This window comes from Variovorax restrictus, from assembly GCF_051216715.1.
GTDB lineage: Bacteria > Pseudomonadota > Gammaproteobacteria > Burkholderiales > Burkholderiaceae_C > Variovorax.
Genome location: NZ_JBPJZH010000001.1, coordinates 585,385 through 602,508, shown reverse-complemented (window position 1 = coordinate 602,508; position 17,124 = coordinate 585,385). Strand labels below are relative to the sequence as shown.

Below are 17,124 nucleotides of genomic sequence, written 5' to 3'. Positions count from 1 at the left end.
CCACGCGGCTGGCGATCCGCGTCGGCGGGCAGGCCTTTCTGAGCCTGCGCTCGGTGTGGCAGCGCTGGTTTCTGTGGGTGCTACTGGCGGTGCTGGTGTCGGCGCTGCTGGTCACCGTCGTGTGGCTGGCAGGCCGGCACGAGGCCGAACAGGTACAGGCCGCGCTCGACCGCGACACGGCCGACGCCGCCGCCGATCTGCGTGTCGGGCTGCAGCGCAACGTGCAGAGCCTGCATGCGCTGCAGGCCGCCGGCCTCGACGCCGAGCGCTGGGCGACCGAGTCGACGGCGCTGATGCGCGGTCACCGCGAGTGGCTGCGCCTCGAATGGCGCGACCGCGCGCTGCGCACGGTGGCCGCCGCCGACACGCCCTACCGCGTGCGCCACTTCGACGACGACAGCCGCGTCGGCGCGCAGTCCGACGTCGCACTCGCCTGCGCCTCGGCCCGCAAGGCCGAAGGCGCCGCGTACTCGCCGAGCCACTATGTCGCGCTGCCCGACAGCGGTGGCATCGAGGTGATGGAGCTGTGCGTACCGACCGAGGGCGGTGACTACCTGATCGCCACGTACACGCTGCGCGACGTGCTGATCGAGCTGGTCGCGCCCACGCTGCGGCGCGGGCAGGAGGTGTCGCTGACCGAGCCCGACGGCACACGGCTCGCGTCGGTCGGCACCGCACGCCGCAGCGGCAGCCGCGTGTTCAGCACGCAGCAGCTGATCGACCTGCCCGGCGCGGCGCTGGTGCTGCGGGTCGACGGCTGGCGCGCCGCGCCCGATGTGTTTCCCAACCTGCTGACCGGGCTGGTCACGGCCATCTCGATCGCGCTGGTGTCGGTGCTGGTGCTGCTGGCGCGCGACACGCGACGCCGGCTGCGCGCCGAGAACGAACTGGCCGATGCGCTGGCCTTCCGCAAGGCGATGGAAGACTCCGTCATCACCGGCCTGCGCGCACGCGACCTGCAGGGTCGCATCACCTACGTCAACCCGGCCTTCTGCGAGATGGTCGGCTTCAGCGCCGACGAACTGATCCAGGCCGGCACCGGCGAAGCACCCTACTGGCCGACCGAGCTCGCCCACGAGTACCAGAAGCGCCAGACGCACCGCCTGTCGGGCGGCCTGCCGCCGCGCGAAGGCTTCGAGTCGGTCTTCATGCACAAGGACGGCTCGCGCTTCCCGGTGCTCATCTTCGAAGCACCGCTGATCAACGCGCATGGCGTGCAGACCGGCTGGATGAGCGCCTTCATCGACGTGAGCGAGCAGCGCCGTGTCGAAGAACTGTCGCGCGCCACGCAGGAGCGCTTGCAGGCCAGTGCCCGGCTCGCCACCGTCGGCGAGATGGCCTCGCTGCTGAGCCACGAGTTGACGCAGCCGCTGGCCGCCATCGCCAGCTATGCGAGCGGCTCGCTGAACCTGCTGCACGGCGCGAAAGGCGACGGTGCCGAAGTCGCCATGGCGGTGCGGCGCATCGCTGAACAAGCCGACCGCGCCGGCCAGGTGATCCGCAGCGTGCACGACTTCGTGCGGCGACGCGACCGCACCCGCGAGCCGGTGGCGCCGCAGGCGCTGATCGACGCGGTGCTGCCGCTGGTGCGCCTGCAGGCCCGCAAGCTCGGCGTGCGCATCGACCTGGTGCTGGCCGACGCGTTGCCCGCCGTGCTGTGCGACCGAACGCTGGTCGAACAGGTGTTGCTCAACCTCGCCCGCAATGCGATGCAGGCCATGGACATGCCGGAATTGCGCCCCCGCGTGCTGACCTTGCACGTGGCACGCGCGGGTGGTATCGGCGCGTCGGATGCGCCGGCCGACACCCGCCAGTGGCTCGAGTTCTCGGTGGCGGACATCGGCAGCGGCATCAGCCCCGACGTGGCCGCACGCCTGTTCACCCCCTTCTTCACGACGCGCGCCGATGGCATGGGGCTCGGCCTGAGCCTGTGCCGCACCGTGGTCGAGCAGCACGGCGGCGTGCTGATGCACGAGCCTCACCAGCCCCGCGGCACCGTCTTCCGCTTCACATTACCGATCGCCTGACATCCCATGCAACCCCTCATCGACGGCCTGATCTTCATCGTGGACGACGACGCGCATGTGCGCGAGGCGCTGGCCTGGCTGCTGCGTTCGCGTCGTCTGGCCAGTGAGCATTTCGGCAGCGCCGAAGCCTTCGAGGCCTACCTCGACAGCCAGTCGCTGCCGCCGCAGCCGCGCGTGCTGCTGCTGGACGTGCGCATGCCCGGCACCAGCGGGCTGGTGCTCTTCGACCGCCTGGCCGAACGCGGCCTGCTCGACACCATGCCAGTGATCTTCCTCACCGGCCACGCCGACGTGCCGACCGCCGTTGATGCCGTCAAGCGCGGTGCTTTCGACTTCTGCGAGAAGCCGTTCTCGGACAACGCACTGGTCGACCGCATCGAGAAGGCATTGGGCGTGTCGCTGCGCGCGGTGGAAGCCGAAGCTGCGCGCAACGTGCTGCGCGCGCACATCGGCGAGCTCACGGATCGCGAGCGCGATGTGATGCGGCTGGTGGTCGAGGGATTGCCGAACAAGCTGATCGCCGATCAGCTGGCGATCAGCGTGCGCACGGTAGAGGTCCACCGCGCGCGCGTGTTCGAGAAGATGGCTGTGAAGTCGGCCGTGGAACTGGCCAACGTGCTCAGAGGGCTCTGAGCGCCCTCCGAGCGTTGTGCGCGATCAGCCTTGCGGGCGCTCGCCTACGTAGATCTCGACGCGGCGGTTCTGTGCGCGACCGGCATCGCTGCCGTTGTCGGCCACCGGCTCGCGCGAACCGCGACCTTCGATGCGGAAGGCCGACGACGGCACGCCACGGGCAATCAGGTAATCGCGCGTGCTGGCGGCGCGGTCGACCGACAGCGGGTTGTTGATCGCGTCGGTGCCCGTGCTGTCGGTGTGGCCGATGATGCGCACTTCGGCGTTCGGGTTGTTGCGCAGGCCGTTGGCGAACTGGTTCAGGATCGGCGCGAAGTTCGGCTTGATGGCGGAACGGCCGGTGTCGAAGGACACGTCGCTCGGGATCGCCAGCTTCAGCTCGTTGTTGGCCGTCTGCGTCACGCCGATGCCAGTGCCGCGCGTGGCGGCTTCCATCTCGCGCTTCTGGTTTTCCATGCGTTGCGACCACAGGTAGCCACCGAGGGCGCCCACGCCCGCACCGATCACGGCACCCGTGCCGGCCCGGCCGCCCGTCATGGCGCCGATGGCTGCGCCGCCCAGTGCGCCGGCGCCCGCACCGATGCCGGTGTTGCGCTGCGTGTCGGACATGCCACCGGCACAGCCGGTGAGCAGGACGGCCAGGGCGGCGGTGGAGAGGACGAGTTTTTTCATGAGGATTCCCTTCGATGGATCGGAAGTAGGCCGCATCGGCGCCGAGGCGCCGTAGCTGCGGAACGTCGGCGGATTATGGCCACCGGCCGCGCCGCGTCACGTCAGCATTCACCCGCGAGGGCCGTCGTCCCGCGAGCCGTCTGGGGCTTCCTTCACGGGTGGCTCGTCGATCTCGCCGCGCTTGCGACCCGAAAACATGGTCCACCACACGATGAACACCAGCAGGACGAGGGCGCCGAGCGCTTCAAGGAGAATCAGGCCCATGACACAAGGACTCCGGAGGCTGGTTGGGTTGGCGATCGTAGCAATGCTGGCCGCCTGCTCGACCGGCACACGCTTGCCGCCCAACGCCGGCACACCCGCCATCACCACCCCACCGCCTGCGCTCGGCCCGCTGACGGGCCCGCTGACCCACCCCAAGAGCCGCTGGGTGCCGGTGGCCTGGTCCGACCTGCCGGGCTTCGCCGACGACGCACTGCACGAGGGCTGGGACGCGATGGTGAGCAACTGCGCCCGCCCGAATGCCGCCTTCGCGCCGTTGTGCCCGGAGGTACGGCGTCTGGCCATCGCCGAGCCCGACGCGCAACGCCAGTGGATGACCGAGCGGCTGCAACCCTACCGGGTGGAATCGCTCACCGGCCAGAGCGACGGCCAGCTCACCAGCTACTACGAACCGATCTACGACGCGACGCGCCAGCCGACAGCGCAGTTCAACGTGCCGCTCTACGCACCGCCCGCCGGCCTGGTGCCGCGCCGCCCCTGGTTCACGCGCCAGCAGATCGAGACCCTGCCCGAGGCGCAGGCCGCGCTGCGCGGCCGCGAGATCGCCTGGATGGCCGACCCGGTCGACGCGATGATGCTGCACATCCAGGGCTCGGGCCGTCTGCGCTTCATCGAAGCCGACGGCAGCCAGCGCACCGTGCGCGTCGCCTTCGCCGCGACCAACGAGCAGCCCTATCGCAGCATCCAGCAGTGGCTCATCAACCAGGGCGCGGGGCGCGTGAGCCGCTGGCCCGACGACACCAAGGCCTGGGTCGCCCAGAACCCGCAACGGGTGCCGCAGCTGATGTGGAGCAACCCGCGCTACGTGTTCTTCCGCGAAGAGGCCCTCAACGAAGTCGACGCCGCCTTCGGCCCGCGCGGCGCGCAGGGCGTGCCGCTGACGGCCGGGCGCTCGATCGCGGTCGACCGCGAGAGCATCCCCTACGGCACGCCGGTCTGGCTCGCCTCGCCGGGGCCGACGGTGGCGCTGCAGAAGCTGGTCGTCGCGCAAGACACCGGCAGCGCCATCGTCGGTGCGGTGCGGGCCGACTACTTCGCGGGCACGGGCCCGGAAGCGGGCAGGCTGGCGGCGACGGTGAACCAGCCGTTGCGGCTGTGGGCGCTGTGGCCGCGGTAGGCATCGGCTCCCTGAGTCGTCGCGGATCGAGGTGTCGAAGCCCATGTCATGGAACTGACATGAGTCTTTAGCGCACGCGTCATCTTCAGTGCCTACCGTCGCGGGTTGACTCCGTTCAACCCACGAAAGACAGTCCACATGACCAGCAAGACCCCGAGCGCACCGACCGCGATCGATCCCGACGACATCGGCTACAACACAACGAAAAATCCCGAATTCAATGACCTGATCGCTGCGCGCCTGAGCCGCCGCAAACTGTTCGGTTTGAGCGTGGGCACGGCCGGCGCCGCCCTGCTGACCGCCTGCGGCGGCGGCGGCGGCAACGACAGCGTCGCAGCGCCTGCGCCCGCACCAGCCCCAGCGCCGGCCCCCGCACCGGCACCGGCCCCCGTGCCAGCCCCGCAGAAGCTCAACTTCAGCGCCGTGCCCAAGAGCCTCGACGACGTGGTCACCGTGCCGGCCGGCTACACCGCCAGCGTCCTGTATCGCCTGGGCGACCCGATCGCGACGGGCGTGTCCGCATACAAGAACGACGGCACCGACGCTGCCGCCACCTACGACCGCCGTGCCGGCGACCACCACGACGGCATGACCTTCTTCGGCGTGGATGCCAACGGCAAGTGGAGCCACACCGCCACCGACCGCGGCCTGCTGGTGATGAACCACGAGGCCATCACGCCGCTGTTCCTACACCCCACGGGTCAGACCGCTGCCGGCGGCGTGCGCACCGTGCCCGACGAAGTGCTGCGCGAGTTCTACCTGCACGGCGTGAGCGTGATCGAGGTGAGCAAGAGCGCCAACAAGTGGAGCTACAAGCAGACGTCGGGCTTCAACCGCCGCGTGCACACGCTGACGGAAATGACGCTCTCCGGTCCGGTCGCCAAGACCGACTATGTGAAGACGAAGTACTCGACCGACGGCAGCATGACGCGTGGCACGGTCAACAACTGCGCCAACGGCACCACGCCTTGGGGCACCTACCTGACCTGCGAAGAGAACTGGGCGGGTTACTTCCGCCGCGTCACGTCCACGGACAACGCCAACCGCACGGCCAAGGAGCTGACCTCCTTCGCGCGCTACGGCGTGGCCGGCACCGGCCGTGAACTGTGGGCCACCGTGACGCCCGACACCTCCGACGACCTGTACGGCCGCTGGAACACCGAAGTGCTCGGCGCCAACGCCCTCGCCGATTACCGCAACGGCGCCAACACCTACGGCTGGGTCGTCGAGATCGATCCGTTCGACGCGCTGTCGACGCCGAAGAAGCGCACCGCGCTCGGCCGCTTCGGCCATGAAGGCGCCTGCCTCGGCCCGGTCGTGGTTGGCAAGCCGCTGGTCTGGTACATGGGCGACGACTCGCGCAACGAGTACATCTACAAGTTCGTCTCGACCAAGAACTGGGACGCGGCCGACATCGGCGGTGGCCTGGCCGCCGGCGACAAGTACATGGACGACGGCCGCCTCTACGTGGCGAAGTTCAACGCCGACGGCACCGGTGCCTGGCTCGAGATCAAGCTCGGCGTGAACGGCATCACCGCCGCCAACACGACCTACGCTTTCGCCGATGCCGCCGACGTGCTGGTGAACACCCGCCTGGCGGCCGACGCCGCCGGCGCCACCAAGATGGACCGCCCAGAATGGACGGCCGTCAACCCGAAGACGGGCGAGGTGTACGTCACGCTGACCAACACCAATGCCGCGTCGCGCCCGATCAACGCGACGGACGCCGCCAACCCGCGCTTCTACGGCGGCAACCCGAACGGTCACATCGTTCGCTTCGCCGACGACAACGCCAACCCGGCGGCGCTCAGCTTCAAGTGGGACGTGTACCTCTTCGGCGCGCGCTCGACGGCATCGGCCGACATCAACGTGTCGCAGCTGGGTGCCGACAACGACTTCTCCAGCCCCGACGGCCTGTGGTTCAGCGAAGCGGCACCCGGCCTGCTGTGGCTGCAGACCGACGACGGCGCTTACACGGACGTCACCAACTGCATGATGCTGGCCGCGCTTCCGGGCAAGGTCGGCGACGGCGGCGCGAAGACGATCACCAACATCAGCGGCGCCACCACCGCGACGCAAGCCACGATCGTCGGCAAGGCGCCGGGCACCGACGGCCTGCGCCGCTTCCTGGTCGGACCGAAGGACTGCGAGATCACCGGTATCGCCGAATCGGGCGACGGCCGTGCGCTGTTCGTCAACATCCAGCATCCGGGTGAAGGCACGGCTGGCAGTGCCATCGGCACGCCCGCCAACTTCGGCAGCCATTGGCCGGACGGCGGCACGTCGCGCCCGCGCTCGGCCACGGTCGTGATCACGCGGAACGACGGTGGCCTGATCGGCCTCTGATCGACGCACCCCGCCCGGCCCGCAGGCCGGGCCTTGCCCCCGCGCTGCCGCTGCCTCGCCCCGAGTCAGCGGCAGCGCCGTTTTGTGTTCGGCGCGCAGCGGCCTACAGTGCCTGCATGAACGCTCCGATCTCCGCTTACCAGATGCATGCGCTGCTCGACCCCGCAGCGACCGACCCCGACCCGCAGGAAACCGCCGAATGGCGCGACGCCTTCGAGGCGCTGGTGCAAACGCACGGCACCGAGCGCGCGCGGCAGATGCTCGACGAACTCGCCCGCGTCGCGCGAGAGCGGCGCATCGGCTGGCAACCCGAGCTGGCGACGCCGTACGTCAACACCATCGCGGTCGACCAGCAACCGGCCTTCCCCGGCGACCTCGCCATCGAGGAGCGGCTCGCCTCGCTGATGCGCTGGAACGCGCTCGCGATGGTCGTGCGCGCCAACCAGGCGTACGGCGAACTCGGCGGCCACATCGCCAGCTATGCGAGCGCCGCGGACCTGTTCGAGGTCGGCTTCAACCACTTCTTCCATGCCCGCAACGACCGGCATCACGGCGACCTCGTGTTTTTCCAACCGCACAGCTCGCCAGGTGTCTATGCGCGGGCCTTTCTCGAAGCCCGGTTGAGCGAAGAGGATTTGGCGCACTACCGCCAGGAGCTGACCGCGCCCGCCTTCACGCAGGGCACGGGGGCACGCGGCCTGTCGAGCTACCCGCACCCGTACCTGATGCCGGATTTCTGGCAGTTCCCGACCGGTTCGATGGGCATCGGGCCGATCAGCTCGATCTACCACGCCCGCTTCATGAGGTACCTGACCGACCGCAAGTTGCAGGATTGCAGCGGCCGAAAAGTGTGGGGCGTGTTCGGCGACGGCGAGATGGACGAGCCGGAATCGATGAGCGCGCTGACGCTGGCCGCGCGCGAGAAGCTCGACAACCTGGTGTGGGTGGTCAACTGCAACCTGCAGCGCCTGGACGGCCCGGTGCGCGGCAACGGCCGCATCATCGACGAGCTGGAGAAGCTGTTCGCCGGCGCCGGATGGAACGTCATCAAGCTGGTGTGGGGCAGCGACTGGGACGGCCTCTTCGCGCGCGACACCACTGGCGCACTGGCGCGGGCCTTCGCGCACACGGTCGACGGCCAGATGCAGACCTTCGCGGCGAAGGACGGTCGCTTCAACCGCGAGTCCTTCTTCGGCCAGGACCCGGAGCTCGCGCGCCTCGCGCAGGGCATGACCGACGAGCAGATCGACCGCTTGAAGCGCGGCGGCCACGACCTGGTGAAGATCCATGCCGCCTACGCCGCAGCAGCGGCACACGTCGGCCAGCCGACGGTCATCCTCGCCCACACCAAGAAGGGCTACGGCATGGGCGCGGCAGGCCAGGGCAAGATGACCACGCACTCGCACAAGAAGTTCGAGAGCGCCGACCTGATCGGCTTTCGCAACCGCTTCAACCTGCCGCTCAGCGACGAACAGGCCACCTCGCTCGCGTTCTACAAGCCGGCCGAGGACAGCGTGGAGATGCGCTACCTGAAGCAACACCGCGCGGCACTCGGTGGGTCGATGCCGCGGCGCGAGACGGCCTGCGACGTGGTCGCAAAGCCCGAACTCGCCGCCTACGCGCAGTTCGCCGTCGCCGCGGCCGGCAAGGAGATGAGCACGACCATGGCCTTCGTGCGCATGCTCGGCAACCTGATGAAGGACGCGACGCTGGGGCCCCGCGTGGTGCCGATCGTGGCCGACGAGGCGCGCACCTTCGGCATGGCCAACCTGTTCAAGCAGGTCGGCATCTACTCGAGCGTGGGCCAGCGCTATTCGCCGGAGGACATCGACTCGATCCTCAGCTACCGCGAAGCGACCGACGGGCAGATCCTGGAAGAAGGCATCAGCGAAGCCGGCGCCATCGCGAGCTGGACGGCCGCGGCCACCAGTTACAGCGTGCACGGGCTGGCGATGCTGCCCTTCTACATCTACTACTCGATGTTCGGCTTCCAGCGCGTGGGCGACGCGATCTGGGCCGCGGCCGACCAGCGGGCAAGGGGCTTTTTGCTCGGCGCCACGTCGGGCCGCACCACGCTCGGCGGCGAAGGGCTGCAGCACCAGGACGGCAGCAGCCACCTGGTGGCCGCGACCATCCCGAACTGCAAGGCCTACGACCCCGGCTTCGCGGGCGAGATGGCGGTGATCGTCGATGCGGGCATCCGCGAAATGATGGTCGAGCAGCACGACGTGTTCTATTACGTGACGCTGATGAACGAGAACTACGCGCAGCCGGACGTGCCGACCGAGGCCGCCGCGGACATCCTGCGCGGTTGCTGGCGCTACGAGGGCTGGCGCGATGCATCGTCCACCGCGGGCGAGACGCAGGTCACGCTGATGGGCTCGGGCGCGATCCTCACCGAAGTCGTCAAGGCCGCGCAGCAGCTTGCGATCGAAGGCATCGCCGCCCAGGTGATCAGCGTGACCAGCTGGAGCGAACTCGCGCGCGACGGGCAGGCGTGCGAAGCGCGCGCCCTGAACGGCGACGACGGCGGCACGCCCTTCATCGCGCAGCAACTCGGCGCGTCGAGCGGCCCCATCGTCGCCGCCACCGACTACGTCCGCGCCGTGCCGGAGAGCGTGCGCGCCTTTCTGCCCGAGGGCCGGCGCTACCTCACGCTGGGCACCGATGGCTTCGGCCGCAGCGACACGCGCGCCGCGCTGCGCGACTTCTTCGGCGTGGATGCGGCGAGCATCGTGCGCGCGGCGAAGCACGCGATGCGCTGAACGCCCGCTCGGCGGGAAGCATCGCGCGTTCGATGCGATAGAGTCATCGTATGAATTCAGCAAGGTTCGCATGACGACCGCCCCGTCGTTTCCGACGATGGCGCCGGCTGCCCGGCTGTCGGAGCGGGTGGCCGAAGCCCTGGCCGCCGAGATCCGCTCCGGCCGCCTGCGGGCGGGCGACAAGCTCCCGACGGAGCCTGAACTGGTCGAGCAGTTCGGCGTGAGTCGCACGGTCGTGCGCGAGGCGGTCTCGCGGTTGAAGTCGATCGGCCTGGTCGACGCGCGACAGGGCAGCGGCGTCTATGTGCTGGAGCCCAGCATCCCCCCCTTGAGTTTCGATGCGAGCTACGCGGTGTCGAAGGAGGCGGTGGTGCAGATGGTCGAGGTGCGCCGCGCGCTCGAGGCCGAAGTCGCCGGTCTCGCGGCGCAGCGCAGAACGCCGGAAGACCTGCGCCGCATCCGCGACGCCATCGCCGCCCTCGAGCGCGCCGTCGAAGCGGGCGGCGACGGGGTGATGGAAGACGTCGCCTTTCACCGCGCCATCGCCGACGCTGCCAGGAACCCTTTTCTGCTCAGCACGCTGCAGTACCTTGGCCGCTTTCTGTACGGCGCGACGCGGGTGACCCGCGCGAACGAGGCGCGGCGGGGCGACTTCGCGCGCGAGGTGCGGGAAGAGCACGACGCGATCCTGGTGGCGATCGAGTCCGGCGACGCCGCGGCGGCGCGCGCGGTGGCCTTCGGCCACATGAACAACGCGATCCGCCGCATCGAAGAAGCAGACCCGGCGTTCTGGCAGCAGGAGGGCTCGGTCCTGGCACGCGCCTTGATGCGCGGGCTCTCACCGGAAGTCGCTGCGCCCGACACCCCGGGTTGAGCCGGACCGAGGGCTAACGAGCATAGCTGTGGGCCGTCCTGATTCATATGATGACCATATCAACATATGTACAGGTGGTGCGTTCGGTCGCCAGGACCGACGCCACGCCGATGAAGGAAAGAGACCGATGCATCGCAGAAAGCTTGTTCTGGCCACTGCTGGCCTGGCCGCCCTTGGAATCGCACCGCTGGCAGTCGCGCAGGCGGCATGGCCCACCCGCCCGCTCCGGCTGGTCGTGCCTTTCCCGCCTGGTGGGCTGATCGACAACATGGCCCGCCTGATCGCGCCGCGTCTTGGCCAGGCGCTCGGCCAGGCGGTGGTGGTGGACAACAAGCCCGGGGCCGGCGGCAACATCGGTGCCGCGGAAGTGGCCCGTGCCGCGCCCGACGGCTACACGCTGCTGATGGCGTCGCCACCGCTGACGATCAGCCCGGCGGTCTACACCTCGCTGCCCTACCAGCCGACGCAGATTGCGCCGGTCGCGCTCCTCGGGCGCGTGCCCAACGTGCTGCTGGTCAACCCGTCGAGCGGCATCGCGTCGGTGGCCGACCTCACCGCACGGGCGAAGGCGCAGCCCGGCAAATTGAACTACGCATCGAACGGCAACGGCACCTCGCTGCATCTGAGCGCCGAGCTGTACAAGAGCAGCACCGGCGCCTTTCTGACGCACATTCCCTACCGCGGCGCGGCGTCGGCTGTCACGGCCCTGCTGGCGGGCGAGGTGGACATGATGTTCGACAACCTCCCGTCGGCCATCGGGCAGATCCAGGCCGGCCGCCTGAAAGCCCTGGCGGTGACCACGCCTCAGCGCAGTGCCGCCTTGCCGGGCGTGCCCACCATGATCGAGGCCGGCGTCCCCGGCTTCGAGGTGAGTGCATGGTTCGGCCTCGCAGCGCCTGCGGGCCTGCCCGCCCCGGTGCTGGCGCAGCTCGAACGACTGGTCGCCGGTATCGCGAGCGACCCGGAAGTGGTCGCGACGATGGCCCGCCAGGGCGCTGCATCGGCGCCGATGGACAGCCAGGCTTTCCGCCGATTTCTCGCGACCGACGCGGCCCAGTGGAAGAAGGTCGCCAGCTTCGCCAAGATCCAGCTCGACTGAGCGGAGGCGTCTGCGCGGCGCACTGCACAGGCCCATTCCGCGGGTCTTGCAAACCAAAGTCGTATGATGACCATATCAACAGACGATAATGCGGTCATTGCAGGGTGCGACGCGCCCTGCTGTGACGGCACGTCCGTCACCCAGACAACTTCACTCTCCTCGTCACCATGTCCACTCCTGCCCTTCTCGGTATTGCAGCCGCCGGCATCGCGCTGCTGCTCCTGCTGATCATTCGTTTCCAGGTCCACGCCTTCGTGGCCATGATGCTGGTGAGCTTCCTGGTCGCGCTCGCGGCCGGCCTGCCGATCGCGGACATCATTCCCACGCTCATCAGCGGCATGGGCGGCACGCTCGGCTCGGTCGCGATCCTGGTGGCGCTGGGCGCGATGCTGGGCCGGATGATCGAGGTGTCGGGCGGCGCGGGCAGCATGGCCCACCGTTTCACCGAGCTCCTGGGCCCGACGCGGGTGCCGGCGGCGCTGACCGCGGCGGCCCTGGTGCTGTCGATCCCCGTCTTCTTCGACGTGGGCTTCATCATCCTGGTGCCGATCATTTACGGCTTCTGCAAGGCGGCGAAGGTCGACCCGGTGAAGTTCGGCCTGCCGGTGGCGGGCATCATGCTGGCCACCCACGTGGTGGTGCCGCCGCACCCGGGCATCGTGGGCGGCGCCGCCGTGCTGAAGGCCGACATCGGCTGGATCACGCTGATCGGCCTGGGCATCTGCCTGGTGCTGGCGGTGCTGTCGCAGTTCGTCTCTTCCTGGCTCAACCGCAAGCGCTACGCCATGCTGCCGACCACGGCAGAGCAATTCGCGGCCTTCGATGCCGGCGCCGACGCATCGGCCCGCCAGAAGCTGCAGGCCCCGGGCGTGGGCGTGGTGCTCACCCTCATCGTCGTGCCGCTGCTGCTCATCATGGCCGGCACCACCGGCGCCACGCTGCTGCCCAAGGGCGACCCGCTGCGCGGCGTGCTGGGCTTCATCGGCTCGCCGATCTTCGCGCTGATGGTCGCCATCGGCCTGGCCTTCGTGATGATCGCCAAGCGCCAGGGCTGGTCGAAGACCCATACCAACGAAGTCATGGAATCGGCGCTGCCGCCGGCCGCCACCGTGATCCTGGTCACCGGCGCGGGCGGCGTGTTCGCCAAGGTGCTGACGGCCACCGGCATCGGCGCGGCGCTGTCGCAGAGCATCACGGCGGCGCACCTGCCGCTGATCCTCGCGGCCTTCGTCATCTCGCTGGCGCTGCGCGCCGCGCAGGGCTCGGCGACCGTCGCCATCCTGACCACCGCCGGCCTGCTGGCCGAGGCGGTCGTGGCGGGTGGCTACAGCGCCGTGCAGGTCGCGTTGCTGGCGGTGGCCATCGGCTTCGGCGGCCTGGGCCTGTCGCACGTCAACGACTCCGGCTTCTGGATCGTGACCCGCTACCTCGGCCTGAGCGTGGCCGACGGCCTGCGCAGCTGGACGGTGCTGACCACCGTGCTCGGCGTGGCCGGCTTCCTGATGACCGCGGCCCTGTGGGCGCTGGTCGCCTGACCGGGGTTTTCCCGCGGCGCCCACCGTGATCCTTCCTTCTTCCCCCTTCCAGAGAAACAATCCAGCATGACCTCCAAAAATGTCGGCGTGATCGGGCTCGGCGCCATGGGCCTGGGCATTGCCAAGACCCTGCGCACCAACGGTTTCAACGTGCACGTGTGCGACGTCCGCCCCGGCGCGGCGGACGCCTTCGCACAAGAAGGCGGCGTCGCCTGCGCATCGCCTGCCGCCCTGGCCGCCGCCTGCCCGGTGCTGGTGTCGGTGGTGGTGAACGCGGCGCAGACCGAGTCGGTGCTGTTCGGCGAGAACGGCGCCGCTGCCGCCATGCCGGCCGGCAGCACCTTCGTGATGTGCTCGACGGTCGACCCGAACTGGTCGATCGCACTCGAAGCCCGCCTGGCCGAACAGGGCGTGAACTACGTCGACGGCCCCATCTCCGGCGGCGCTGCCAAAGCCGCGTCGGGCCAGATGACGATGATGACCTCGGCCAAGCCCGCCGCCTACGCCGCGGCCGACGCCGTGCTCGACGCGATGGCCGGCAAGGTCTACCGCCTGGGCGACGGTGCCGGCGCGGGCAGCAAGGTGAAGATCATCAACCAGCTGCTGGCCGGCGTGCACATCGCCGCCGCGGCCGAAGCGATGGCGCTGGGCCTGCGCGAAGGCGTGGACGCTGCCGCGCTTTACGAGGTGATCACGAACAGCGCCGGCAACAGCTGGATGTTCGAGAACCGCATGGCGCATGTGCTGGCCGCCGACTACACGCCACTGTCGGCCGTCGACATCTTCGTGAAGGACCTGGGCCTGGTGCTCGACACCGCACGCGCCACGAAGTTTCCGCTGCCGCTCGCATCGACCGCGCACCAGATGTTCATGCAGGCCTCGACCGCCGGCTTCGCGAAGGAAGACGACAGCGCCGTCATCAAGATCTTCCCGGGCATCGAACTGCCCAAGAAGAAGGACGGCGCCGCATGAGCAAGATCGTGCTCGGCTGCATCGCCGACGACTTCACCGGCGCGACCGATCTCGCCAACAACCTGGTGCGCGCCGGCATGCGCGTGGTGCAGACCATCGGCGTGCCGAGTGGGCCGCTCGCGGCCGATGTCGACGCTGTCGTCGTTGCACTCAAGTCGCGCACCATCGCGCCGGCCGAGGCCATCGCGCAGTCGCTCGACGCGCTGACCTGGCTGCAGGCGCAGGGCGCGCAGCAGATCTACTTCAAGTACTGCTCGACCTTCGACAGCACGGCCGCCGGCAACATCGGCCCCGTGACCGAGGCGCTGATGGACGCGCTGGGCAGCGACTTCACCATTGCGACGCCGGCCTTCCCGGACAACAAGCGCACCGTGTTCAAGGGCTACCTGTTCGTCGGCGACGTGCTGCTCAACGAGAGCGGCATGCAGAACCATCCGCTCACGCCGATGACCGACCCGAACCTGGTGCGGGTGCTGCAGGCGCAGACCCAACGCCAGGTCGGGCTGATCGACCACACGGTGGTGGCGCGCGGCGCCGACGCGGTGCGCGAACGCATTGCCGAACTGCGCGCCGCGGGCGTGGCCATGGCGGTGGTCGACGCCGTGTCGAACGACGACCTGCTGCGCCTCGGCCCGGCGCTGGCGGCGATGCCGCTGGTGACGGCCGGCTCGGGCGTGGCGATCGGGCTGCCGGCCAACTTCGGCATCGCGCCCTCGTCGCAGGCGAGCGCGCTGCCGGCGGCCGAAGGACTGACGGCGGTCGTCTCGGGCAGCTGCTCGATCGCGACCAACCGCCAGGTGATGAACTTCATCCAGAGCGGCCGACCGGCGATGGCGATCGACCCGCTGCGCATTGCCTCAGGCATCGACGTCGCGGCCGAGGCGTTGGCCTGGGCCGCACCGCTGCTCAAGGACGGCCCCGTGCTCGTCTACTCCACGGCCGAGACCAGCGCCGTGAAGTCGGTGCAGGGCCGACTGGGCGTGGAAGAAGCCGGTGCGATGGTCGAGCGCACCATCGCCGCCATCGCGCGCGGCCTGGTCGCGCTGGGCGTGCGCCAACTGGTGGTGGCCGGTGGCGAAACCTCGGGCGCCTGTGTGCAGGCGCTGGGCGTCACGCAGATGCAGATCGGCCCGCAGATCGACCCCGGCGTGCCGTGGTGCCATGCGCTGGCCGAGGCTGCCGATGGTGCGGGCGTGCACCTCACGCTGAAGTCCGGCAACTTCGGGGCCGACGACTTCTTCACCAAGGCCTTCAAGGTCCTCGCATGAAGGAGAACGAGGCCCGCGACGAGGTCTGCCGCGTCGGGCGCAGCCTGTTCGAGCGCGGCTACGTGCATGCCACCGCCGGCAACATCAGCGTGCGGCTGGACGACGGCTTCCTCATCACGCCGACGGACGCGTGCCTGGGCTTCCTCGACCCGGCACGCTTGGCGCGCCTCGATGCGAGCGGCGTGCAGACCGGCGGCGACCGCGCCAGCAAGACCATCGCGCTGCACACCCGCATCTATGCGGCGGCGCGGCGCTTCGACACGGGCACGGCCTGCGTCATCCACACGCACAGCACGCACTGCGTCGGCCTCACGCTGCGGCCGACTGGCGACGAACTGCTGGGCGCGCTGACGCCCTACTTCGTGATGAAGGTCGGCCATGTGCCGGTGATCCCGTACCACCGGCCTGGCGCGACGGAAGCCGCCGATGCCGTGGCCGCGGCGATCACGCGGTATGGCGACGCGGGCACGCCGATCCGTGCCGTGATGCTCGCGCGCCTCGGCCCCAACGTGTGGCACGACACGCCGGCCGCGGCGATGGCCGTGCTCGAAGAACTCGAGGAGACGGCGCGCCTGCGCCTGATGTCCGCCACCGAACCCGCGCCGCTCGGCGAAGACGCCATCGACGACCTGCGCCGCACCTTCGGCGCGCGCTGGTAACCCACACCTTTCCAGAAAACACCATGCCCCGCTTTGCCGCCAATCTCTCGATGCTCTACCCCGAGCTCGAATTCCTCGACCGCTTCGACGCCGCTGCCAAGGACGGCTTCGACGGCGTCGAGTACCTGTTCCCCTATGCCTTCCCCGCCGCAGAAATCGCGGCAAGGCTGAAGGCCAACGGCCTGAAGCAGGTGCTCTTCAACGCGCCGCCCGGCAACTGGGACGGCGGCGAACGCGGCCTGGCCTGCCTGCCGGGGCGCGAGAACGAGTTCCGCGACGGCATCGCCAAGGCACTGGAGTACGCGGTGGCGCTCGACTGCCCGCGCGTCCATGTGATGGCCGGCCTGCTGCCCGCCAGCCTGCCGCGCGAAACGGCCAAGTCGACCTATGTCGAGAACCTGCGCTGGGCCGCGGGCGAGGCCGCGAAGGCCGGGCGCGACCTGCTGATCGAACCGATCAACACGCGCGACATCCCGGGCTTCTTCCTCAACCGGCAGGACGAGGCGCACGCCATCGTCGAGGCCATCGGTGCGCCCAACCTCAAGGTGCAGTTCGACCTGTACCACTGCCAGATCGTCGAAGGCGACGTGGCGATGAAGATCCGCAAGTACCTGCCGACCGGCCGCGTGGGCCACATCCAGATCGCCGGCGTGCCCGAGCGGCACGAGCCCGACATCGGCGAGCTGAACCACCCCTACCTGTTCAAGGTGATCGACGAGGTGTCGGCGCAATGCGGCTGGGACGGCTGGGTCGGCGGCGAGTACCGGCCGGCGCGCGGTGCGGTGCCCAATGGCACGTCGGACGGGCTCGGCTGGCTGCGCGCGGCCCGCAGCCGATAAACCGGCGCGGCCAGATGCCAGGGATACCGCGGAACC

The 17,124-nt window shown here is 69.5% G+C and carries 14 protein-coding genes; 12 read left to right on the top strand and 2 right to left on the bottom strand.

The window, feature by feature from the left end; genetic code table 11:
* Positions 1 to 8 precede the first annotated feature (8 nt).
* Together ACSFA0_RS02830 and ACSFA0_RS02825 are read left to right on the top strand one after the other, a co-directional pair.
* Positions 9 to 2,027 (top strand): sensor histidine kinase, encoded by a 2,019-nt coding sequence (locus ACSFA0_RS02830; RefSeq protein ID WP_435450879.1) that lies wholly within the window; start codon positions 9 to 11, stop codon positions 2,025 to 2,027.
* A gap of 6 nt (positions 2,028 to 2,033) precedes the next feature.
* On the top strand, positions 2,034 to 2,660 hold the full coding sequence (locus ACSFA0_RS02825) for a response regulator transcription factor (RefSeq protein ID WP_435448724.1): 627 nt from the start codon (positions 2,034 to 2,036) through the stop codon (positions 2,658 to 2,660).
* 24 nt (positions 2,661 to 2,684) lie between these two features.
* Here ACSFA0_RS02825 and ACSFA0_RS02820 read toward each other — a convergent pair whose 3' ends face one another.
* Together ACSFA0_RS02820 and ACSFA0_RS02815 are read right to left on the bottom strand one after the other, a co-directional pair.
* Positions 2,685 to 3,332: a YiaD family glycine zipper/OmpA-like lipoprotein gene (locus ACSFA0_RS02820; protein WP_435448723.1), complete on the bottom strand. Its 648-nt coding sequence runs from the start codon at positions 3,330 to 3,332 to the stop codon at positions 2,685 to 2,687.
* A gap of 108 nt (positions 3,333 to 3,440) precedes the next feature.
* On the bottom strand, positions 3,441 to 3,596 hold the full coding sequence (locus ACSFA0_RS02815) for a hypothetical protein (protein WP_435448722.1): 156 nt from the start codon (positions 3,594 to 3,596) through the stop codon (positions 3,441 to 3,443).
* Here ACSFA0_RS02815 and mltA point away from each other — a divergent pair.
* From mltA to otnI, 10 genes are all read left to right on the top strand, one after another.
* Positions 3,595 to 4,731: a murein transglycosylase A gene (gene mltA / locus ACSFA0_RS02810; RefSeq protein ID WP_435448721.1), complete on the top strand. Its 1,137-nt coding sequence runs from the start codon at positions 3,595 to 3,597 to the stop codon at positions 4,729 to 4,731. The two genes, ACSFA0_RS02815 and mltA, sit on opposite strands and share 2 nt — an antisense overlap.
* A gap of 138 nt (positions 4,732 to 4,869) precedes the next feature.
* Positions 4,870 to 7,077: a PhoX family protein gene (locus ACSFA0_RS02805; protein WP_435448720.1), complete on the top strand. Its 2,208-nt coding sequence runs from the start codon at positions 4,870 to 4,872 to the stop codon at positions 7,075 to 7,077.
* Positions 7,078 to 7,193: 116 nt separating this feature from the next.
* Positions 7,194 to 9,842: an alpha-ketoglutarate dehydrogenase gene (gene mdeB, locus ACSFA0_RS02800; protein ID WP_435448719.1), complete on the top strand. Its 2,649-nt coding sequence runs from the start codon at positions 7,194 to 7,196 to the stop codon at positions 9,840 to 9,842.
* Positions 9,843 to 9,912: 70 nt separating this feature from the next.
* Entirely contained in the window at positions 9,913 to 10,716 is an 804-nt protein-coding gene (locus ACSFA0_RS02795; RefSeq protein WP_435448718.1) for a FadR/GntR family transcriptional regulator, read from the top strand.
* A gap of 127 nt (positions 10,717 to 10,843) precedes the next feature.
* Complete coding sequence (locus tag ACSFA0_RS02790; RefSeq protein WP_435448717.1) at positions 10,844 to 11,815, top strand: Bug family tripartite tricarboxylate transporter substrate binding protein; 972 nt, start codon at positions 10,844 to 10,846, stop codon at positions 11,813 to 11,815.
* 167 nt (positions 11,816 to 11,982) lie between these two features.
* A complete protein-coding gene (locus tag ACSFA0_RS02785) occupies positions 11,983 to 13,350 on the top strand; it encodes a GntP family transporter (protein WP_435448716.1) in 1,368 nt (455 codons plus the stop codon).
* 66 nt (positions 13,351 to 13,416) lie between these two features.
* Positions 13,417 to 14,322, top strand: a complete 906-nt coding sequence (gene ltnD, locus ACSFA0_RS02780; protein WP_435448715.1) for an L-threonate dehydrogenase — start codon at positions 13,417 to 13,419, stop codon at positions 14,320 to 14,322.
* The gene (otnK, locus tag ACSFA0_RS02775) at positions 14,319 to 15,590 is read left to right on the top strand and encodes a 3-oxo-tetronate kinase (protein WP_435448714.1); all 1,272 of its coding nucleotides are present in this window, start codon (positions 14,319 to 14,321) and stop codon (positions 15,588 to 15,590) included. The genes ltnD and otnK overlap by 4 nt, the downstream gene beginning before the upstream one ends.
* Positions 15,587 to 16,249: a class II aldolase/adducin family protein gene (locus tag ACSFA0_RS02770; protein ID WP_435448713.1), complete on the top strand. Its 663-nt coding sequence runs from the start codon at positions 15,587 to 15,589 to the stop codon at positions 16,247 to 16,249. Before otnK ends, ACSFA0_RS02770 begins: the two co-directional genes overlap by 4 nt.
* 23 nt (positions 16,250 to 16,272) lie before the next feature.
* The gene (otnI, locus tag ACSFA0_RS02765; RefSeq protein ID WP_435448712.1) at positions 16,273 to 17,088 is read left to right on the top strand and encodes a 2-oxo-tetronate isomerase; all 816 of its coding nucleotides are present in this window, start codon (positions 16,273 to 16,275) and stop codon (positions 17,086 to 17,088) included.
* Positions 17,089 to 17,124: the final 36 nt, after the last annotated feature.